Origin of the sequence: Pseudomonas sp. JZ134 (genome assembly GCF_051027695.1) — a bacterium.
Taxonomy (GTDB): Bacteria; Pseudomonadota; Gammaproteobacteria; order Pseudomonadales; family Pseudomonadaceae; genus Chryseomonas; species Chryseomonas luteola.
Map to the genome: position 1 here is coordinate 292,822 of NZ_CP069251.1, position 20,914 is coordinate 313,735.

Sequence of the window (20,914 nt, forward strand, 5' to 3'; positions counted from 1 at the left end):
CACCATGACGACACTTACCCTCGACGCGGTTGCGACCGCGCGTTCAAACGCCTATCGCAAGACAGCCTGGCGGTTGATGCCTTTTCTAATGCTCTGCTATCTCTGCGCCTACCTGGATCGGGTGAATGTCGGGTTTGCCAAACTCCAGATGATGAATGACCTGGCCTTGAGCGAGGCGGTCTATGGGCTGGGCGCTGGGATGTTTTTCATCGGTTACTTCCTGTGCGAAGTCCCAAGCAACATCATTCTGCACAGGGTGGGTGCCCGGCGCTGGATCGCCCGGATCATGATTACCTGGGGCATCATCTCAGCCCTGTTTGCCTTTGTCGAAACGGCATGGCAGTTCTATGTGCTTCGCTTCTTGCTGGGCATTGCCGAGGCAGGGCTAGCTCCGGGCCTGCTGCTTTACCTCACGTATTGGTTCCCGTCCTACCGCCGCGCCAAGATGACGGTACTGTGGTTTATCGCCATCCCATTGTCCGGCATGGTAGGCGGCCCGCTGTCCGGCTGGATCATGGAGCGTTTCGCCGGCGTGCACGGTTGGGCCGGTTGGCAGTGGATGTTTCTGATCGAAGCCGTTCCTACCGTTGTGGTCGGTTTGATGGTACTGAGTTACCTGAAGGATGGCGTCAAGGATGCCCATTGGCTGGATGACGATGAAAAGAAACTGATCAGCAGCGAACTGGCTGAAGATGAGCAGCACAAGGTCACCCATGCCTCGGCAGGCGCGTTTATCCGTGATCGTCGGCTCTGGCTGTTGGCATCCATCTACTTTTGTGTGGTGATGGGCCAGTATGCAATCACGTTCTGGCTACCTACCCTGGTACGCAACGCCGGTATCGCTGACCCCTTGCATATCGGCCTGCTGACAAGTTTGCCGTACTGCTGCGCCATTGTGGCGATGCTGCTGGCCGGCCGAAGCGGGGATCGACATCGTGAGCGTCGTTGGCATCTGGCTGTTCCCATGGTGGCCGGTGCGACAGGTCTGACACTCGCCGCGCTGCTGGGTGGTCATATCAGCGCCTCCATCCTGAGCCTTTGCCTCGCTGCTGCCGGTATTCTCTCTGCCTCCTCACTGTTCTGGATGCTGCCTACCAATCTGCTGGGTGGTGTTTCGGCTGCTGCCGGCATTGCCGCCGTCAATAGCTTCGCCAACCTGGCGGGCTTCTGCTCACCTTATCTGATCGGCTGGATCACCACGTCCACAGGCTCCAGTGCGATTGGCATGTACCTCATTACCGGTGTGCTGGCATTCGGGGCCCTGTTGGTCTTCCGTATCCCTGCTGCCTTGGTCAATCGTTGAGTTCAAGCAAGGAGTCATACCATGCAAACACAATCTGCTCCGACAGGCGCGCCCGATCTCGCGGAGCGCGCCTACAACATTCGCCGCCATGCCTTACGCATGGGGCAGGTGCAGGGTCAGGGCTATATCGGTCAGGCATTGGGGGCAGCCGATCTGCTCGCCGCGTCTTACTTCCATGCAATGCGTTATCAGCCGGAAAACCCCGAGTGGGAAGGGCGTGACCGTTTCTACCTGTCTATCGGTCATTACGCCATTGCGCTTTACGCCGCACTGATCGAGGCGGGCATCGTTCCCCTTGATGAACTGGAAACCTATGGTACCGATGACAGCCGTCTGCCGATGTCCGGCATGGCTGCCTACACCCCCGGTATGGAAATCACAGGCGGCTCTCTGGGACATGGCTTAGGGATTGCCGTAGGGGCGTGCCTGGGCCTCAAGCGCAAGCACTCCGAGGCGTTTGTTTACAACCTGCTTTCTGATGGCGAACTAAATGAGGGCTCTACCTGGGAGGCAGCAATGTCGGCGTCCCACTGGAAGCTCGATAACCTGATTGCCGTGATCGATGTAAACAACCAACAAGCCGACGGGCGTTCCAGTGAAATCCTGACGTTCGAGCCGATTGTCGATCGCTGGCAGGCCTTCGGCTGGTACACGCAACGGATCGACGGTAACGATCTCGATGCGTTGGTAACAGCATTCGATAATGCCAGGCAACACACCGGCCCCCAGCCTCGCGTCATCATTTGCGACACACGCATGGGTAAGGGCGTGCCGTTCCTGGAAACACGTGACAAGACCCATTTCATTCGGGTGGACGAGGATGAATGGGAAAAAGCCCTGGAAGCCCTTGAAGTCGGGAGAGTCTGATGAATACGCCAACCTCTGCAACTGTAACGGCCGAACCGGCCAAGAAGCGCCTGACTACATCGGCGATGATCGCATCCATTGCCGGCGAGGGCCAACCCACACGCCCAGCCCCCTTTGGTCATGCATTAGCGGCGTTGGCCGAGCAACGCAAGGACATCGTCGGGCTCTCGGCTGACCTTGCCAAGTACACGGATCTGCATATCTTTGCCAAGGCGCATCCAGATCGATTCTATCAGATGGGCATGGCCGAGCAGCTTCTGATGAGCGCCGCTGCAGGAATGGCCCGTGAGGGATTTACGCCATTCGCGACCACCTATGCCGTATTCGCCTCCCGCCGCGCGTATGATTTCATCTGCATGGCCATCGCCGAGGAAAATCTCAACGTCAAGATCGTATGTGCCTTGCCGGGGCTCACTACAGGTTATGGCCCGAGCCATCAGGCCACCGATGACCTGGCGATCTTCCGCGCCATGCCCAATCTGATGGTTATCGATCCGTGTGACGCATTGGAGATTGAGCAGGCGGTACCCGCTATCGCAGCCCATAATGGCCCGGTATATATGCGTCTGCTGCGTGGCAACGTACCGCTCGTGCTGGATCGATTCGACTATAAGTTCGAAATCGGAAAGGCCAAGACGCTCTGTCCAGGCAAGGATGTGTTGATCATCTCGACAGGACTCATGACCATGCGTGCAGTGGAGGCGGCTGATCAGCTCCTTGCAGACGGTATCGACGCGTCCATCCTTCATGTACCAACGATCAAGCCACTCGATGAAAAAACCATCCTGGCGGAGGCCCGAAAGCCGGGGCGGCTTGTGGTAACAGTGGAAAACCATTCCATCATGGGTGGTCTGGGGGAGGCGGTCGCCAGCCTGCTCCTGCGCAACGGTGTGACGCCGACGTTCAGGCAGATCGCGCTGCCGGATGCGTTTCTCGATGCTGGCGCGCTGCCCACTCTGCATGATCGCTACGGGATTTCCACCCAGGCGGTCGCAGCGCAGATCAAGGGTTGGCTGTAGTCGAAGCGACAAGGTGCGGATCACTGATCCTTACCTTGTCATTCTGTCTTCCTGCAATCCCTGACCGATATGCTCCCTTATGAAGACTCATGCTTTAGTTGATCCTGACTATCTGGCCTATGCCCAGCCACCCGGTGAGCCGTGGACCCAAGAAGCGCTACCCGCGATTCGCGATCGCCTGCGAGCCGGTTACCCGAGCGCGACATTTCCCGGTTATGACCCAGTTGCCATTCCAGGTCCGAGTTTAGGCATCAGTCTTCAGCTATGTGTTTATCGACTTGAATCCAAGCTGCACACTAACCGACCGGCCATTTTGTACCTGCATGGAGGTGGTTTCGTCGTTGGCGACACGGCCATGGTTGACGATTACCTGACTGAGCTTGCCCAAACATTGGGTGCAGTAGTCGTTGGCGTTGATTATCGCCTTGCGCCTGAAACGCCGTTTCCTGGGCCGCTGGAGGACTGTTATGCCGGTCTGGAATGGCTTTTCAAGCAAGCCGATACACTCCAGATCGACAGGCATCGAGTATTAGTGATGGGGCATAGTGCTGGCGGAGGACTTGCCGCTGCACTGGCGCTCCTGGCACGCGACAGAGGCCGTTATCCTCTCGCTGGGCAGGTGCTGATCTATCCCATGTTGGACTACCGAACCGGTACGGCTGAGGCACCTCTGTTGAACTCGAGTACGGGAAAATTCTACTGGACGCCAGAAGATAACCAGTTTGCCTGGAAATGCATGCAAGGCGCATATGAGCTAAGCGCCAGCCAGATGGGTTACTTCTCGCCCGCATTGGCTGATGACCTGTCCGGTCTGCCGACTACGTTCATGGCAGTAGGCGCGCTGGATCTTTTCCTCGAAGAAGACGTGCAGTACGGTATGCGGCTTTCGCGTGCAGGTGTGCCACTGGAGCTTCATGTTTACCCGGGCGTATTCCACGGGTTTGACCGTCTTCCTGGCCAGCGTTCCGACACCTGCCGTGCCGACATAAGTGCCGCGCTCAAACGCATGCTGAAGGTATCTCTTTAACTACAGTTACCACAGCCGACCCTGTCGGCTGTGGTAATCAAGAAGCTGCATCTGAATCTAGGACCGGCTTCCGAAGGAGAATAACAATGAGCGACTTGCCGATCATTGATGCACACCATCATCTGTAAGATCTGGATAAGCATTACTATCCCTGGCTCCACGAGGGCGTAAAACCAAGCACGCAATCGACTCAGGCTGAACAGATGACCGCTGCGGTCAACGAAATGACGAAGGTGGGTGAGGTTGCAGACTATGGAGCCTCCGCAGCCCAAGCAACAGGCACAGGTAGAGCAGGGTAATACGCTGATCGTCAATGCAGGCAAGGCGGTTCAGGCATTGGTTAGGACTATGGAGCAAGCCACCAATACGGTACAGATGGTATCTACCAACAATGCAGATATCGAGAAAATCGTGGCCGTCATTAAGTCAGTGGCTGAGCAGACCAACTTGCTGGCACTCAATGCGGCAATCGAGGCAGCACGGGCGGGAGAACATGGACGAGGCTTTGCAGTGGTAGCCGATGAGGTACGTTCACTCGCCCCGCGTACTTAGGAATCCACCCGCGAAATTGAAAGCATGATTGCAACCCTACAGGAAGGCACGGCTACCGCTGCCAAGGAAATGCAGTTAAGCCGAAGCATGGCGCGTGACACCGAGGTGCTGACAACGGATGCTGTTGCCGCGCTTCAAGGTATAAGCCGTGAGGTAGGCGCAATCAACAGCATGAACACTCAGATAGCCTCAGCGTCTGCACAGCAGAGCGTGGTGGCAGAAGAGGTAAGCACCAATATCAACCGTATTCATGGGGCAAGCCTGGAAACCTCAAAAGGCTCACAACATATCGCAGATGCCAGTCGTCAGCTTGCTGGCCTGGCAAGTCAGCTAGCGGATCGAGTCGGCGTCTTCCAAGTGTAATTTAGGTGACTGGATGGTTCAGGCTTCACAAGATTTTCTACTTTCATATAACGTCTGAATGAAATGCTACGTAACGAGTTGAAGGGCATGTTTGTCCGTCGATGACGGTCGGATTTGTCATTCAGGTCAGTGTGGTTCTGGTCATGCCTCCGATCCTTCCGCTTGTTCGGCGTTTGGCACGTTTCAGGTCTATGGGGCTTATTGTCTTGTGCTGGGTGTCTATCAGCGCCTCTGCCAATCCCAACTTGTCCCAGGTACTGGATGGTGCTCAAGCCCTTGGGCCGCTGGAAACGGTGATTGTCAGCCACGATGGGCAGGTGATGGCTGAGCGCGGTTATCGAGGGCACCGCACGACTACACCCACCAACATCAAATCTGCCTCCAAGCTGGTGGTATCAGCGCTGGTCGGTATCGCCATTGACAAGGGGGTTCTCAAAGGGACTGATCAAACAATCGCTCCGCTGTTGTCAGAAGACCTTCCGGCAAAACCAGATTTGCGGCTGAAGGACATTACGATTGGCAATCTCCTGTCCATGCAGGCGGGACTGGCGTCTACCTCAGGGCCGAACTATGGCGCCTGGGTTGCTAGCAGAAACTGGGTGAAAGCTGCCCTGGCGCGTCCTTTTGAAAACGACCCTGGTGGTCCCATGATCTACTCCACCGGCTCAACTCACCTGCTTTCAGTTATTTTGACCCGGCAAACCGGGCGCTCGACCTTGCAACTGGCCCAACTCTGGCTGAAACCTCTTGATGGTTTTGCCATTACCAGCTGGAGTCGCGATCCGCAGGGTATCTATATCGGTGGTAACGAAATGGCCATGAGCCCACGATCATTGCTGGCATTTGGCGAACTGTACCGGAGGAAGGGTGTGACCCAGGACGGTAGCCGTCTGATCTCATCCCGTTGGGTAGAAGAATCCTGGCAGGTTCGTACCTACTCACGCTATACCGGGGATGGTTATGGATATGGCTGGTTTGTTACGCGAATCGCGAACCAGGAGGTGTATTACGGCTGGGGATTCGGTGGGCAGATGCTGTATATCGTACCCCGCCAGAAGCTGACGGTCGTCATGACCTCAGATGGTAGCGCCTCGGCTGCGCACTCGGGGCATCGGGACGACTTGCACCGCTTGTTGGGCAGCATTATTGAGGTTTACGCGCAGTAAGGCTTTGCGATAAGAGTGAGGCAGTCTTCCGGACAGGTGGTTGCTCACCTGTCCGGTTTTACGCTCTGTCAGAGTATCAGGCTGCCTATCCAGGCCAGCACGAAAGCGATAGTACCAATGAGCGTTTCCATCACGGTCCAGGTCTTGAGCGTGGTTTTTTCGTCCATATCAAGGAAGCGGCCTACCAGCCAGAAGCCGGAGTCGTTTACATGGGAGAGTACGGTAGCGCCGCCGGCAATCGCTACGACGATAAAGCACAGATCGAACTGGCTCAGTCCACCGGTTGCGGCTACGGTTGGTGCCATGAGTGCGGCTGCGGTTGTGAGGGCAACGGTTGCCGAACCTTGGGCTACCCGTAGCGCCGCCGAAATCACAAAGGCCGCAACGATTACCGGAAGTCCGGTATCTGCCAGCATTTGAGACAGTGCGTCGCCAATGCCACTTGTACGCAACACACCACCAAACATGCCACCCGCGCCCGTCACCAGTACGATGGAGCAGATAGGGCCGAGTGCGCCGTCACATACTTTTTCCATATGCTTGCGGCTGTGTCGACCGCTAAAGACGATCAATGCAAAGAGCACGGTGATCAGCAAGGCTACTGGCGTCTTGCCCAGCATCCGCAGGAACTGGACCCATGTACTTTTGCCATCGACTGTACCCATAACGCTCAAGGTATTCAGGCCGGTATCCAGAAAGATCAGGATCAAGGGCAACAACAGGATAGCAAGTACGGTAGAGAAGCGGGGCGGGGTAACTGTCGTATCACGGTCAGCATCGGTCAAAAAGCTTGCCGGAATACCAACATGAAATTTCTTGCCCGACCACAGGCCGAACAGATAAGCGCCAAAATACCAGGTAGGCAGCGCGATGATGGCTCCAACGATAACCAGCAAACCGATGTTTGCACCCAGAAGTTCTGCGGCAGCAACCGGGCCTGGGTGCGGCGGAACCAGCGCGTGCATGGCGGCGAATGCACCGGCCGCCGGTAATGCATAGCTCAGCGTAGAGCCGCCCAGACGCTTGGCCACACTGAAGATGATCGGCAGCATCACGATCAGCCCCGCATCAAAGAAGATGGGAAAGCCGAAAAGCAGCGATGCTACGCCAAGTGCGAAGGGCGCACGGTGTTCACCGAAGCGATTGATCAGGGTGTCGGAGAGAACCTGGGCACCGCCTGTAATCTCCAGAAGACGTCCAATCATGGCGCCCAAGCCAACCAGCAATGCCACCGAGGCAAGGGTATTACCAAAGCCGGTCAATAGTGTCGGGACTACCTTGTCAAAAGGGATCTGCGTCGCGAGTGCCGTCAGGATACTTACCAGCACAAGCGCCAGAAAAGCATGGACCTTGAATCGCATAATCAGGAGGAGCAACAGAATTACAGCGCCTGCTGCTATGAGGAGCAATATACTGGCGCTGAGCGCAGTAGGTTCAGTCATGGTGGGCCACTTTCTATTGTTGTTGGTCGTTAGCGAAAGCCATACATGTGTGCGCCTGACGCCTGAGGACTACCAGAACGTCAATACCCTCGCTGCAACATGCAGTGAGGGTGAGGTAAGGAGCAAAGCCATACATGCCGGACATGTCGCCTCACATGTTATTGTTATAGATGAAGCGTTAACGGGATTCCGGCCGATCAGGCGCTTTTAACAGCCGCAAACGTATCGTTCCACCAGTCGGACGCCTGCTGGCTGATCACCTCGATGGGCAGTGTCGCGTCCACAACGAGGGTCGCGTCTTCCTTAAGAGGCGGCTCCAGCGCTGCAAACTGGCTATCCACCAGGCTTGCAGGCATGAAATGCCCAGGCCGGTTGGCAACACGCACGGCTGCGTCTTCACGGGTAAGATTCAGAAATACAAAGCCCAAGCCTGGAACGGCGGAACGGAGCTTGTCACGGTACTTCTGTTTGAGGGCGGAACAGGTGAGAACGGGCTTGATACCTGCGTTTACGGCATCAGCCATTTCCTGACCCAGGCGAGTCAGCCAGTCGGCGCGGTCTTCATCGGTGAGCGGAATGCCAGCACTCATCTTGGCGATGTTTGCAGCAGGATGAAACTGGTCACCTTCGATCAGGACACCACCACTGCGTTGAGCAATGGCCTCACCAATGCAGCTCTTACCGCAACCAGCCACGCCCATCACAACCAGGGCAGGGATATACGTATTCATAGGATTCTCCAGCCGAAGATAGCGCTATCTTTAATTAAGAAATCTGAACAGATAGCGGCTTCGTATGTTGTAGCTCTTGTTTGCCAGATGATGCATCTCGAAAACAATGACGATTGACTGCTTTAATTTTCGAGACAGCGCTAACTTAAGCATACCGCCCGGACTTGGCAAGCGCTTTTGATACCAAGGTTCCGCCAAAACGTGACGGGGTAAAGGCTGACGCCAGTTAAAAGATCAGCTCTCCGTTATCCTTTCGGGCTCATAAGGCCAGCGGTCTCAGCACCGTCAACGGTGAGCGTAGCGCCATTGATATAGCTTGATGCAGGCGAAAGCAACCAGTAGACCGCTTCGGCTACCTCTTGGGGCGAGCCCAGGCGGCCTGCGGGTATCCGTGAGGTAAGCGCAGCAAGATGAGCGGCATCCTGAATAACCTTGTCCATCATGCGCGTAGCGATCTGCCCAGGGCACACTGCGTTAAAGCGCACCTCTGAGCCATATTCCAACGCCAGCGACTGGGTGAGTCCCAGCAGGGCGGCCTTGGTTGCACAGTATGCTGCAAGTCCTTGTTCACCCGTCTTGCCTGCAATGGAAGACACTGTAACGACCGCGCCATGTGCTGCCCGCAGACCCGGAAGCGCATGCTTGATGTAGAAAAACACCGAGCGCGTGTTTACCGCGAAAAGATGATCCCAGGTGTCCTGAGTCATCGTGCCGAACTCACCACGGCTGGACATGCCGGCACTGTTGACCAGGCCGGACAGTCGGCCCTCTCCCAATGTCATTGCATGCGATACGACCTGTTGGCAGTCCTGCTCACTTAAGACATCGCCTGCCACGAAAACTGCTGTCTTCAGCCGTGTCTGCAGGGCTTGCCCTGCATTTTCGTCCCGGCCGGTAAAAACGACCTGATGCCCTTCAGCAACCAGTTTTTCAACTACCGCCGCGCCAATGCCCTGGGTGCCACCCGTTACGATAAACATGGTTTGCTCTCTACGTGGTTTCAGGGCGTGCCTGTTCTTAATCAAGTAAAGCGGGGTATCTCTAACGAACCAATGGCGGTGTATTGGCTCAGACCTATAACAAGCCAAGCCGTAGCCTATCGTGGAGCGGTTGTTGCTCTACCCGCATACTGACCTTCAGGCGTACCTTTTAATTATGGATCAAACGACCCAGCCTCTTGATCTTGCGCAGTGTGACAGGGAACCGATTCATATTCCCGGATCGATTCAGCCACACGGCATATTGCTTGCTATCGACCCTGATACCCAGACTATTCAACAAGTTGCCGGTGATACTGTGCGGTTTTTAACACGAAACCCTACTGACTTGCTGGGGCAGCCAGTCGATACGGTTTTTGGGGCCGAGGCCGCGACATCTCTTCTGACGCTCGAGCCTGATATGACTGAACCTTTGTATTTAGGCTCGTTGTCGCCGGCAGGCAACCTCGGTATGCCCGTAGATCTGACAGCACATATTTACAATGGTGTGCTGTTTCTAGAGCTGGAGCCTTCATCAGGCCATCGGGTCACTGCTGCGCAGAGGGTCGGCGAGATCCATCGGGTTCTTACGATTTGGAATGCCACAACCAGTCTGCACGCTCTGCTTAAGAGTGCCAGTGAGGAGTTTCGCCGACTGACTGGGTTTGATCGGGTAATGATTTATCGGTTTCTAGAGGATGGGACAGGGCTTGTCGCGTCTGAAGACAAGATCGATAGTCTTGACGCGCTCCTCAACCATCACTATCCCGCCTCCGACATTCCCAGGCAGGCGCGAGCGCTTTATCTTCGGAATCCCATCAGAACAATAGCGGATGCTGGGTATATACCTGCTCCGCTCGTTCCGGCATTGAACCCCATTACAGGTCAGCCATTGGACATGAGCGGATGCAGCTTGCGCAGCGTTTCGCCCATTCATATTCAATATCTTAAAAACCTGAACGTTACAGCCTCTATGTCCGTCTCGATAGTCGTGGATGGGCAACTATGGGGACTTGTCTCCTGCCATCATACCTCTCCCAAACGGGTCTCTTATGATATGCGCGAGACCTGTAAACTATTAGGGCAGACGCTGGGCCAATCGATTAAGGCGCATTTAGAAAAAGCGATTAACAATCAGGCGCAGCAATTGGCTTTTGCTCGTGAAGAGTTACTCAATAGGCTGACAGGGTTGTCTGCTGTTGAAGAAAGTATTCGGCGCTATTTGAAGGATGTTCAGCACCTTGTTCACGCAGAGGGTGCAGCACTGCTTCTTCACGGTAAGCTTACCCTACTGGGCAGTACGCCATCTGAGGAGCAGGCCCGAGCATTGATAGAGTGGCTTCTGGAGCCATCCATGCCGACTACCTTTGCGACCAAAAGTCTTGTAGATCATTATGAGCCTGCAAAGGTGTATGCCACCCAGGCCAGCGGCTTACTGGCGGTTGTAATCTCGCACAGTCCTCCGTTTGTATTGCTATGGTTCAGGGCCGAATATCTTGAAACCATTAATTGGGCAGGTAATCCCCATAAGCCAGTTGAGCCAGGTTCTACTCCTGGGCAGTTGACGCCGCGAAAGTCATTTGAAGACTGGAAAGAAACGGTTCGCTATCAAGCCAAGCCCTGGTCAAAGGCTGAAATAGATTCAGCCCGAAAGTTTGGCCGGGCGCTTCTTGATATGCGCATGAAAGACATGCTCCAAGGTCTGAACGGGCAGCTGCAGAAAATGCTGGTCGATAAGGAGGTTCTCCTTGCCAGGAAAGACTCGCTAACCAAAGAGGCGCAAGAGCACATTCAAACGCTGCATAAGCGTGAGGCCGAACTGAGTGCCATCCTGGAAAATACCAGTGACGGGTACATCTGTACGGATGAAAGGGGGGCTGTTACCGCCTGGAATCGCAAAGCCGAAGAGATCTTTCTCTGGAGTCGAGAAGAAGCAATAGGCGCGTCTATAGAGGATTTGATTATTCCGCCGATGATGCGTCAGGCTTATCGTGACGATTTGAAAGGCTTCCTCGCCAAAGGGGAAAGCAACAATGTGGGCAAGGTTGTCGAACATTCGGCGTTGCGTAAGGATGGGATGCTGATTCCCGTCGAGACACGCATCACGGCGATCCAGATTGACAGCCGTACGATCTTCAGCGCCTTTGTACAGGATATTACGCCGCGCAAACTCCAGGAAAAAGCGCGATTAAGAGATGCTCAGGAGGATGCTCTGACGGGCCTGGCCAACCGGCGTATGATGTATCGCTTTCTCAAGGCGAGGTTGGAGGCCAAGCCTACCGCGGAGAATCCGCTTTGGCTCCTGTACCTTGATCTGGATGGTTTCAAACCCATAAACGATACCCTTGGGCACGCGGCTGGTGATCAGATGTTGGTTGAGGTTTCTCACCGCCTGAAACAATGTATGCGTGAGGATGATCTTGTCTCCCGTATTGGGGGCGATGAGTTCGTCATTGTGGCCAGCGGTCTGCCAAACCGGGCTTTTATTGAAAAACTCTGCGAGCGACTCCTTAATAGTCTGCGAAAGCCTGTGTTGATCAATAAGCATGAGGTGAGTGTAGGATGCAGCATAGGGATCGTTTCGGCGCCGGAGGATAGCTGTCAGGCTGACGATCTCTTGCGTTTTGCCGATATAGCGCTTTACGAAGCCAAAGCGTCAGGCCGGAACACGTGGCAGTTTTACACCTCACGGATGAGTAGTCGTCTTCTGGTTCGGCGGCAACTCGAGACGGATCTTAGACTGGCCTTACGCCGAGACGAATTGCGCTTGGAGTTTCAGCCCCGTTATAAGATACGAGGTGGTCATCTAACAGGGGCCGAAGCCTTGGTACGGTGGCAGCATCCTCTACGCGGCTATTTAAGCCCTGACCATTTTATTTCCATTGCGGAAGAAACCGGCCTAATCGTGCCGTTGAGTGACTGGGTATTACGCAGGGCGTGCTTAGAGGCTACGCAGTGGAAGGACTCAGCCTTTGTCTCGGTCAATCTTTCACCGATAGAATTCAAGCGCAGTGACTTGGTAACTCGCATACACGCGGTTCTAGAGGAAACCGGGCTTGCGCCTGAGCGCCTGGAGCTTGAGATTACCGAAAGCGTTATGCTTGATAACACCAACGACGCCTTGGCTATTATGCGATCACTCAAGGAGTTGGGCGTTAGGCTAGCCATGGATGATTTTGGCACCGGCTACTCCTCATTAAGCTACGTCCATACTTATCCCTTCGACGGCATCAAGATCGACCGTAGCTTTATTGCCGCGTTGGATGGCTCGTCTAGTGGCGAGGCAATTATCGAAGCCATCATTGGTTTGGGTCGTGCCTTATCGCTCACTGTTACGGCTGAAGGCGTTGAAACCCAGGAGCAGCTTGAATTATTGACTCGGCTTAATTGCCATCAGGCACAAGGGTTTTATTTAGGTCGCCCCGCGCAGGGTGATCTGCTTATGACTCACTAGCATGATTTGTAGATACGCAACTTCCCTAGTACCACGGGGGCTTGGTTAAAGCAGCAAGGGATTCAACACTATCCGCTAAGTTTTTATTTAGAATTTCTGGCAGCGGAGGATGCGCCAGCAGCGCAGACCTGTGTGGAGGCAAGGGCAGGGTTGCAACAATACAGCTGGCAACCCTAGGCACCACTTCATGGTCGTTTGACTGGGGCAGGCAACGTAACCAGTTTTACATAATCACTCCAAAAGGCTTGTTGATCGATACCAAACACCACCTTGGCTTTCTGGGTGCCTAATGGGGGATTCTTGTGGTAGCCCAGTGACCTGCCGTAGTTCGGGCCAAAGTGAGTATCAACGTCAACCCAAAGGTCTTTCGATTCGGTTACCAGTTCCGGGTGCACCAGGAAGAGCGCCGGCAGACTGTCCCAGGTAAAACTCTGGTAGGCAGGGTCCTTGTCGAACTCAGGGCCCAGGACTGTCTTGTACAGGTCAGGGATAACCCCTTCAGCGGCCACGATGCGCTTGTAGACGCCTGCGTTGAAGATGACCTTTTCGCAGACGTCGTTGGGGAAGATCACATGCTCTATCGGCGAGCGTAAAACGATCCGTGCAGCCTCCGGGTCGAACCACCAATTGAATTCTGCTGCGGGCGTGGTATTGCCTGGAATCTCGATGGCGCCGCCCATGTACACGATCCGCTTGATCAGCGGCACGATCTCAGGTGCGCTGCGGATGGCCAGGGCAAGGTTAGTCAGCGGGCCGACAGCCAGAATTGTGACTTCGTGAGGGTGCTGCTTGATGCTATCGATAATGAACTGGGTCGCTGATTCAGGGCGTACCGTCGTATGGGTGGCGCGGCCATCTGGAGGCGAGATGAGCGCATCGGCTGAGGTCGGTCGTGGGCTCTTGAAAGCGCCAGGCCAGCCCGCGCCAAACAGTGCCTGTTCTTGCGGGTACGTCGAGAGGTCATGTAGAAGCGGGTAAGCTGCGCCAGAATAAACGCCGACCTCCTTTTCCACGCCCATACGCTCGACGGCCTTGAGGGCGTCTACCTGCTCTTGATCCACCCAGGCATTGCCGCTCACCAACGTCATGCCCAATAGCTCGATCCGTTTTTGCGCATGCAGTTGCGCCAGCATGATGAATGCCTGACCGTCATCATTGAGTACATTGAAGTCGGTATCGAAAATAACCTTGTCTGCAGCCTGTATAGGGCCTGCCAGAACGCCAAAGGCCAGGACGGCGGCGCAGTATTTGAAGAGTGCTCGCATCGGTTGGGGGCTCTTGTTTTATAGTGATGCAGCAAGTGAGACAGGTCTCATCTGCCCGAAAGCTGTATTGCCAAGCATAACGCAGCGGCAATGAACTCTGCCAACAATGACGTTCATTTTGGCAGGCCAATTCCTAGGCATAATGCAGAAATAGCGAAGCCCGGATAAGGTTTCCGGGCTTCGCGTAGAGGTCAGCTCTGATTACGAATTTTACTTCGTATCGGGAAGGGCGTATGCAATCAGATAATCACCCATTTTGGTGCCAAAGGAGCCGTGCCCGCCCGCCATGATGACAACGTACTGCTTGCCGTTGGCTTCGTAGGTCATGGGTGTGGCCTGGCCACCAGCCGGTAGACGTGCCTCCCATACCTTGTCGCCATTGGTCACGTTATAGGCGCGGATATAGTTGTCCTGAGTACCGGCAATAAACATTAGGTTACCTGCTGTCGAGATCGGGCCTCCTAGCATAGGGACACCAATTTTCAACGGTGGCAGTTGAAGCCCCTGCAGACTGTCCCGAATCGTACCGATTCGCTTACGCCAAACTACTTCGTGGGTTTTCATATCGACCCCGGCGACATAGCCCCAGGCCGGCTGTTTGCACGGAAGACCCAGCGGTGACAGGAACGCATTGATCTCTACACCAAACGGCACACCATATTGGGGCTGAATGCCCGTTTCGGTGCCGGTCCCTTTGGCGCCTTCTTCTGGCCACATGGGATTACCCGGGCCGCGCGGAATCAGCTTTGACACAAAGGGCAGCGCCATAGGATTCATTAACGCTATCTGGCGGTCGGAATTGACGGAAATTCCACCCCATTCAAAGACGCCAAGGTTACCGGGGAAAACAATCGTGCCCTGTTCGGACGGTGGCGTGTATTGACCCTTATAGCTTAGGCGCTTGAAGATCACGCGGCACATCAGCTGGTCGAACATGGTGGCGCCCCACATGTTCTTGTCAGTCAGTGTCTGGATGGGGGTCAGGTTCAAGGCGGAGCGAGGTTGCGTCGGGCTTACCCAATCGCCCTCTGCGGCACCCTGTGGTACCGGCACCTCCGTAATGGGCACAATAGGCTTGCCGTCACGACGATCCAGTACGAACAGATTACCCGCCTTAGTCGGTACGTAAACAGCAGGAACCGTGTCGCCAGATTCTGTCTTTACATCAGCAAGAGTAGGCTGGGAAGGTACATCCATGTCCCAGAGGTCATGGTGGGTAGTCTGATAAGACCAGACCAGTTTACCGGTCGAGCCGTTCAGCGCAACGATAGCACTGGCATAGCGCTCCATAAGCGGCGTACGGTGGCCGCCCCAGATATCAGGCGTGGCGTTACCTGTCGGTACATAGACTACATCGGCAGCGGCATCATAGGCCAAGGGTGCCCAGGCGTTGGGTGAGTTGTTAACCAGGGTCTTGCCGTCAGTCGGGATCGCATTGGGATCTTCTGCACCCGTATCGAATATCCACTGCAACGCGCCGGTATTGACGTCATAACCCCGGATAGCGCCTGATGGCTCATGGATAGAGAAGTTGTCAGTAACTGAGCCACCAATGATTACTGTAGTGCCCGTTACAACCGGCGGTGAGGTGGGCTGTAAACCACCTGGATAGGTGTAAGGATGCATCTCCTTAAGATCCAGCTCGCCATTGTTGGCAAATTCGCTACATGGTTGGCCATTGTCTGCGTTGATGGCAAAGAGACGGCCATCATTGACGGGCAGGAAGACCTTGCGTGGGCAGCTGGTCTGAGCCTGAGGTTTACCGGCGAGGCTGGCTGCAAACTCCGTGGTGTTGGCTTGATCGTAATAGGATACCCCACGGCAGGTCAGGTGCTGGTAGGAGGGTTCCGATTTAAGCTTGGGATCGAACCTCCATTTTTCCTTGCCTGTAGCCGGGTCCAGCGCTACCAATATCTGGTGCGTGGTGCAGATATACATGTTATCGCCAATCTTGATTGGGGTCAGTTCGTTAGTGGTTTCCCCCGAATCGTTTTCGGTTCTGGACTCGCCACTACGAAATGTCCAAGCGACCTGCAGGTCTTTGACGTTGTTTTCGTTGATCTGATTCAGCGGCGAGTAGCGCGTACCGCTTTGGGTCCTGCCGTAGGCAGGCCAGTCCGCCGGGCTGATACCCTCTACCGGCTGAGCCTGGGCAGGCTGGGTAGACGCCAGGCTGCCATTGATCTCCTGCGGATCATTGAAGATCGAATACACCAGTACGGCAATGGACAGCACCAGCGTTGCAGATAAAAAGGTTTTGCTGGCTCTAAGACCTGCGCCAATGCCACGCGTTACTCCGGGAATCAACAGCCAGATGCCCAACAGCCCGAGAATATTCAGGCGTGGTACGAGAGCCCAGAAATCGGTGCCTGCTTCCCAGAGGCCCCATACGAGCGTCACGAGCATCAGTACCGCATAAAGCCAGATCGCGGCGGTAGAGCGACGCGCGAGCAGAATAGCGCTGATCAGCAGAGCAATACCGCTGATCACGTAATAATACGAGCCGCCTAATACTGCAAGCCAGGCCCCTCCAATCACTAAAATTACCGCGAATATAACGGCGATAACCGCAGTGAAAGTTCTCAATCCAGACCTTGTCGATAAAGTGCTCATCAACTGTTTCTCTCTTTGTAAAAACGCGCGGATCCTTTAGTGAACTATCAAAGGCGTTATTGAATACCGAAACGGAATACGGTCGTGCTATTAAATACCTCCCCAGGTTTTAATACCGTACTAGGAAAGTCCGGTTGGTTCGGGCTGTTTGGATAATGCTGGGTTTCAAAGGCAAACGCTTCAGTCTGCCGATATACCTTGCCGCCTGCGCCCGTTACGTTCCCCTTGAGAGCGTTACTGGTATAAAACTGCAAGCCGGGTTCTGTAGTCAGGCACTCAAGTGTGCGACCCGTTCCATGATCAACGACCTTGGCCGCATCTTGTAACGCCTTTGGATCAGCGCCTTTGTTCAATACCCAGTTGTGGTCAAAGCCATGGGCATAAAGGAGCTGTGGGTCGTTGGCGCGAATGTCTTTGCCAATGGCTTTAGGCCTTCGGAAGTCAAAAACACTGTTTTCCACCGGTTGCAGGGTACCGGTAGGGATCGACTGAGCATCGGTGGGAAGATAATGATCGGCATTTATCTGCACCACCTGATCCAGGACTCCATGAGTACTGTCAGGTCCGGCCAGATTGAAGTAACTGTGGTTGGTCAGGTTGATGACCGTGCTCTTATCCGTCTGGGCCTGATAGTCAATACGAAATGTGTTGTCGTCAGAAAGGCTGTAGGTAACGGTTAGCTGGAGGTTGCCTGGAAACCCCTGATCGCCCTCTGGGCTGTTTAGCTTCAGGGCAGCCTTGACCACAGGGCCTTCAGTCACCAATGGCGTGACCTGCCAGATGCGCTTGTCATAGCCCTTGCTACCGCTGTGCAGCGTATTAGGACCATCATTTCGTTCGAGCTGATAGTTTTTTCCGTCAAGTGTGAACTGCCCTTTGGCGATGCGATTGGCGTAGCGGCCAATCAGAGCGCCAAAGTGGATGCCTTCACGAGCATCCACGACTTCGTAACCATGCAGATCATCGTACCCCAGCACAATGTTGGCGCGTTTGCCGTGTCGGTCAGGCGTAATGATCTCCGTAATAACACCACCAAAACTTAAAAAAGAGACGCTTATGCCTTTGTCGTTAGTCATGGTGTAGCGCGTTACAGAATGGCCATCTCGCGTGGTGCCGTAAGATTCCTGAGACAACGTCGAAGCAGCGCTGTATTGGCTGGCGAATATGCCTAAAGCAGCTACGAACAAACCTGAAGCCCGCATTGTTATAAGTCCACCTAATTGAGCAATACAGGTCAGAGTCAAAATGTTACAACTCGTTCGTTGCCAAAGTGCGATAAATACTGGATTAGATCTTTCACGTACAAAGTGTCAGGAAATTAGGCGGTTTGGACTTCTCTTTGGACTTCTATTCGTCTCTGCGTTAATAACTGAACGTAGCCTGATATGGCCGATTTGCCCGAGGTTTTCTGCAGTCGTGCGATATGCAGACAAGGCTGTACCTAATGAAAGTTTTAAGGGTCGTGAGCAAGCGGAACGAATAGTAATCCTTGAATTCTGTGAAAAATTTAAATGCTTTTAAGCGATTCAAAATTTTGTTTTCGTTGTGTGATTTAGAGCCGCTAACAAAACCCATTTCTGGTTGGCTGATATAGGCAAGCACAAGCGTGATACTCACTGAAATCTCTTACCCTTGCCCTGCCGCCTACGCTCATTTATGAGGTTCTGTTAGCAGCTCTTAGTAGATGCGCAGCGGCTGTAAACGATCAATGTCCGCTATGAGCGGATTCTGTAGAAAAAGTAGCTCCCTTGTCTGGCCTGCGGCAAAATCTCTGCATTGGCCGCCGGAGAAGCACGCAGCATGATGGGACAGTTACCGGAAGGGCAGCAGCGCCTGTTCTACTCGTTCAACCTGGAAGATCACGTCCCGGCCCAACACCTTCTGTGCAGCATTGACCAGTGCCTGGATCTCCTTGATCTGCGTACCTGCCTAGCGGATGTCTATTGCCCCAGCGGACGCCCCTCGATTGACTGGAATTGATAATCCGTATGCTGGTCTTTGGTTACTGCTATGGCATCCGTTCCGAGCGGCGATTGTGCGAGGAGATGCAACTGAACCTGGCTTATCGGTGGTTCTGCCGGTTGGGTCTGGAAGATAAAGTACCTAATTACTCGACCGTCTCCAAGAATCGGCACGGCCGTTTCCTTGACAGCGATCTGTTCCGCTGGTTGTACAATGAGGTACTTCGGCGCTGTATGGCGACTGGCCTGTTTGAGGGTAAAGGTTTCGCCGTCCACGCCAGCAGCATCAAGGCTGATGCCAGCCGGAAACGTGGGATGGTAGGGGATGAAGTAGACTGGCGTGGTCCAGCGCTTAGCAGCTGCGGAACCTAATTTTCAACAGAATCAGCGATGAGCAGAAGTTTGCTTTGTAAACATTTAGGCAACCTTGGCTCAGCGTAGGTGGAACAGATTAACAGATGTGAATTCCTTCAGTGGCAAGCAATTACATACAAGCTTTATCTTTTTGTAAGCCTTTTTTCTGGACTGATGAAGTTGTTCATGCTGACATAAAAAACCAGCCTGATATGGCTGGTTTTTGGGATGTCCAGGTTTCTTGATAATTAATACTTCACATGTTCGCCGTCATTAGGAACAACTACACGATCATCAAGCTTGTTTTCTTTAATATAAGCACGCATATCAGCGCGGCTGACAGTCGTATGGTTTACAGCGTCCATATGTACCGTAATGATTTTTGCGTGAGGTAACATTTCATATGCGTGACGAACATCTTTCGTTCCCATAATAATACCCGAATCCGGAAAATTCAGGTTCCGAGCATCACCAGTATTCAGTACTAACACATCGGGTTTGAATTTCACGATGGCCTTGTTGACGTCTGAGTTCCACAGGGTATCACCTGCAAAATATACTGTTTTATGGCCTTTAGCCTGGAAAACGACGCCCATGGCTTCACCGAGTATCTCGCTGATTGATGAGGCAAACATCTCGTCTGTACCATGAGCGCCGTGCGTTTTAACAACCGTAACATCGCCAAACTGCATGGAGCCATTCAGAACTTTAACGTTTTTAAAGCCCTGACTGCGGATTAGCTTTGCATCATCCTCATGCTGAGCAATGATGAGAATGTCTTTTGGCAGCTTTTTTTGTGCTTCAGGATCCCAGTGGTCCAGATGAGTATGGGTGACGATTACCCCTTCCACGCCGTTATAGGTATCTTCAATGCTCATAGGCAGTTCAACCAGTGGAAAACGCAGTTGGCTGTTATGGGTATTCTCGAAGCCGGGAAACGCATCTTTTCTGGCAAGCATAGGATCGATAAGAAATGTTTTGCCAGCAATTTCTATTCTCCCAGTTGCATTGCGGATTTGTTGATAATTATCGCTAGCAAAAGCGGAGGTCACTACTGCTGCACTCAGCGCAACAGCTAAAAAAAATTTATTCATTTTAATTCAAGCTCCAAATGAGTTATTGGTATTTATATAGGTCCTATCATTAACAGCATATAAAAGACATAAGTAAATAATGAATAATTTAATCTCCATTAATAAAGCTCTGGCGTTTAGAATTACTCATCTAGCATAGATGGTATATTGTCGGCATGACCATGCTAATCAGGACGTTTTTCGATGGAATCGGGTCATTAGCACTTTTGTTAGTCAGTTAATGAATGAATTAACTAGGGTCCGTCTGAAAAATACTAAGTTGCCATCATGAACGATCTGGAGTACCGCTCTAACTTATTGATTTTCGTAACAGCAAGACGCTAAAAAGAAGCTGTTAGGCCGGTAAAAAGACTTTTCAGGCAGACCTTAAGATTAATGGGGGTTTGCTGTCTGTTTTCTTTATTTTTAAGTCCCGCTTTAAAAAAGCAGTAGCCGCATCAACGTCTGGCTAGTTGCGTGCGTCTCTCTGCGTCGGCTGTGAATGCCGCGCAACATAATATGACCCATTTTCATTGTTAATTGGCTCTCAGCCTTCTCACTCCGGTCCGACTGCTCTCCTTATAGTCCTTTCGCCACCAGGCTAAAGGTTCAGCAGTTAAACAACGCTGCCGGTATTTCCATCTGCCAGCTTAACCGGGCCTGTCCCTGCGCAAGATAACTTCCATTGGGCAGGCTGACGCGGGGGCTGACGCTCTCCCGCCTGCTTAATTCCATTCCGGAGCTTCA

The 20,914-nt window shown here is 53.5% G+C and carries 14 protein-coding genes and 2 pseudogenes; 9 read left to right on the plus strand and 7 right to left on the minus strand.

Translation table 11 applies throughout. The annotated features are described in order from the left end of the window. Positions 1–4 precede the first annotated feature (4 nt). The 7 genes and pseudogenes from JQR86_RS20805 to JQR86_RS20835 all read left to right on the plus strand — a co-directional run bounded on the left by JQR86_RS20805 (position 5) and on the right by JQR86_RS20835 (position 6,297). Positions 5–1,303, plus strand: coding sequence for an MFS transporter (locus JQR86_RS20805; protein WP_010799083.1), 1,299 nt, complete (start codon positions 5–7; stop codon positions 1,301–1,303). Positions 1,304–1,324: 21 nt separating this feature from the next. Further along, positions 1,325–2,170, plus strand: a complete 846-nt coding sequence (locus JQR86_RS20810; protein ID WP_404628522.1) for a transketolase — start codon at positions 1,325–1,327, stop codon at positions 2,168–2,170. Beyond that, on the plus strand, positions 2,170–3,189 hold the full coding sequence (locus tag JQR86_RS20815; RefSeq protein WP_434155387.1) for a transketolase family protein: 1,020 nt from the start codon (positions 2,170–2,172) through the stop codon (positions 3,187–3,189). The genes JQR86_RS20810 and JQR86_RS20815 overlap by 1 nt, the downstream gene beginning before the upstream one ends. A gap of 79 nt (positions 3,190–3,268) precedes the next feature. Beyond that, positions 3,269–4,216 (plus strand): alpha/beta hydrolase, encoded by a 948-nt coding sequence (locus JQR86_RS20820; RefSeq protein ID WP_404628524.1) that lies wholly within the window; start codon positions 3,269–3,271, stop codon positions 4,214–4,216. 252 nt (positions 4,217–4,468) lie between these two features. After that, a pseudogene (locus JQR86_RS20825) lies at positions 4,469–4,765 on the plus strand (methyl-accepting chemotaxis protein); the annotation flags it as partial. Positions 4,766–4,792: 27 nt separating this feature from the next. Next, positions 4,793–5,131 (plus strand): hypothetical protein, encoded by a 339-nt coding sequence (locus tag JQR86_RS20830; RefSeq protein ID WP_286788440.1) that lies wholly within the window; start codon positions 4,793–4,795, stop codon positions 5,129–5,131. A gap of 101 nt (positions 5,132–5,232) precedes the next feature. Beyond that, positions 5,233–6,297, plus strand: a complete 1,065-nt coding sequence (locus JQR86_RS20835) for a serine hydrolase domain-containing protein (protein ID WP_434155390.1) — start codon at positions 5,233–5,235, stop codon at positions 6,295–6,297. 68 nt (positions 6,298–6,365) lie between these two features. Here JQR86_RS20835 and JQR86_RS20840 read toward each other — a convergent pair whose 3' ends face one another. The 3 genes from JQR86_RS20840 to JQR86_RS20850 form a co-directional block, all read right to left on the minus strand. Then, positions 6,366–7,739: a GntP family permease gene (locus JQR86_RS20840; protein WP_434155392.1), complete on the minus strand. Its 1,374-nt coding sequence runs from the start codon at positions 7,737–7,739 to the stop codon at positions 6,366–6,368. 197 nt (positions 7,740–7,936) lie between these two features. Then, positions 7,937–8,470 carry a gluconokinase gene (locus JQR86_RS20845; RefSeq protein ID WP_407363842.1) on the minus strand — a complete coding sequence of 178 codons (534 nt, stop codon included), beginning with the start codon at positions 8,468–8,470 and terminating at the stop codon, positions 7,937–7,939. A 245-nt stretch (positions 8,471–8,715) separates the two neighbouring features. Then, a complete protein-coding gene (locus JQR86_RS20850) occupies positions 8,716–9,450 on the minus strand; it encodes an SDR family NAD(P)-dependent oxidoreductase (protein ID WP_434155394.1) in 735 nt (244 codons plus the stop codon). A 175-nt stretch (positions 9,451–9,625) separates the two neighbouring features. Here JQR86_RS20850 and JQR86_RS20855 point away from each other — a divergent pair, with 175 nt between their 5' ends. Further along, the gene (locus JQR86_RS20855; protein ID WP_434155396.1) at positions 9,626–12,901 is read left to right on the plus strand and encodes an EAL domain-containing protein; all 3,276 of its coding nucleotides are present in this window, start codon (positions 9,626–9,628) and stop codon (positions 12,899–12,901) included. A gap of 185 nt (positions 12,902–13,086) precedes the next feature. On the opposite strand, the gene JQR86_RS20860 is transcribed toward JQR86_RS20855, so the two are convergent. The 3 genes from JQR86_RS20860 to JQR86_RS20870 all read right to left on the minus strand — a co-directional run bounded on the left by JQR86_RS20860 (position 13,087) and on the right by JQR86_RS20870 (position 17,981). After that, positions 13,087–14,166, minus strand: a complete 1,080-nt coding sequence (locus tag JQR86_RS20860; protein ID WP_434155398.1) for a nucleoside hydrolase — start codon at positions 14,164–14,166, stop codon at positions 13,087–13,089. Between the two features lie 210 nt (positions 14,167–14,376). Further along, entirely contained in the window at positions 14,377–16,779 is a 2,403-nt protein-coding gene (locus JQR86_RS20865; RefSeq protein WP_219652198.1) for a glucose/quinate/shikimate family membrane-bound PQQ-dependent dehydrogenase, read from the minus strand. Positions 16,780–16,835: 56 nt separating this feature from the next. After that, entirely contained in the window at positions 16,836–17,981 is a 1,146-nt protein-coding gene (locus JQR86_RS20870) for an aldose epimerase family protein (RefSeq protein WP_434155400.1), read from the minus strand. A 598-nt stretch (positions 17,982–18,579) separates the two neighbouring features. Between JQR86_RS20870 and JQR86_RS20875 the strand changes: the two are divergent. Beyond that, positions 18,580–19,100 (plus strand): annotated as a pseudogene (locus JQR86_RS20875) (transposase); the annotation flags it as partial. A 242-nt stretch (positions 19,101–19,342) separates the two neighbouring features. Here JQR86_RS20875 and JQR86_RS20880 read toward each other — a convergent pair. Further along, positions 19,343–20,188: an MBL fold metallo-hydrolase gene (locus tag JQR86_RS20880; protein ID WP_434155401.1), complete on the minus strand. Its 846-nt coding sequence runs from the start codon at positions 20,186–20,188 to the stop codon at positions 19,343–19,345. Positions 20,189–20,914: the final 726 nt, after the last annotated feature.

Bases quoted from the DNA above. Each gene is read 5' to 3' on its own strand.
- JQR86_RS20805 (WP_010799083.1), top strand. From the start codon at position 5: ATGACGACACTTACCCTCGACGCGGTTGCGACCGCGCGTTCAAACGCC.
- JQR86_RS20810 (WP_404628522.1), top strand. From the start codon at position 1,325: ATGCAAACACAATCTGCTCCGACAGGCGCGCCCGATCTCGCGGAGCGC.
- JQR86_RS20815 (WP_434155387.1), top strand. From the start codon at position 2,170: ATGAATACGCCAACCTCTGCAACTGTAACGGCCGAACCGGCCAAGAAG.
- JQR86_RS20820 (WP_404628524.1), top strand. From the start codon at position 3,269: ATGAAGACTCATGCTTTAGTTGATCCTGACTATCTGGCCTATGCCCAG.
- JQR86_RS20830 (WP_286788440.1), top strand. From the start codon at position 4,793: ATGATTGCAACCCTACAGGAAGGCACGGCTACCGCTGCCAAGGAAATG.
- JQR86_RS20835 (WP_434155390.1), top strand. From the start codon at position 5,233: ATGACGGTCGGATTTGTCATTCAGGTCAGTGTGGTTCTGGTCATGCCT.
- JQR86_RS20840 (WP_434155392.1), bottom strand. From the start codon at position 7,739: ATGACTGAACCTACTGCGCTCAGCGCCAGTATATTGCTCCTCATAGCA.
- JQR86_RS20845 (WP_407363842.1), bottom strand. From the start codon at position 8,470: ATGAATACGTATATCCCTGCCCTGGTTGTGATGGGCGTGGCTGGTTGC.
- JQR86_RS20850 (WP_434155394.1), bottom strand. From the start codon at position 9,450: ATGTTTATCGTAACGGGTGGCACCCAGGGCATTGGCGCGGCGGTAGTT.
- JQR86_RS20855 (WP_434155396.1), top strand. From the start codon at position 9,626: ATGGATCAAACGACCCAGCCTCTTGATCTTGCGCAGTGTGACAGGGAA.
- JQR86_RS20860 (WP_434155398.1), bottom strand. From the start codon at position 14,166: ATGCGAGCACTCTTCAAATACTGCGCCGCCGTCCTGGCCTTTGGCGTT.
- JQR86_RS20865 (WP_219652198.1), bottom strand. From the start codon at position 16,779: ATGAGCACTTTATCGACAAGGTCTGGATTGAGAACTTTCACTGCGGTT.
- JQR86_RS20870 (WP_434155400.1), bottom strand. From the start codon at position 17,981: ATGCGGGCTTCAGGTTTGTTCGTAGCTGCTTTAGGCATATTCGCCAGC.
- JQR86_RS20880 (WP_434155401.1), bottom strand. From the start codon at position 20,188: ATGAATAAATTTTTTTTAGCTGTTGCGCTGAGTGCAGCAGTAGTGACC.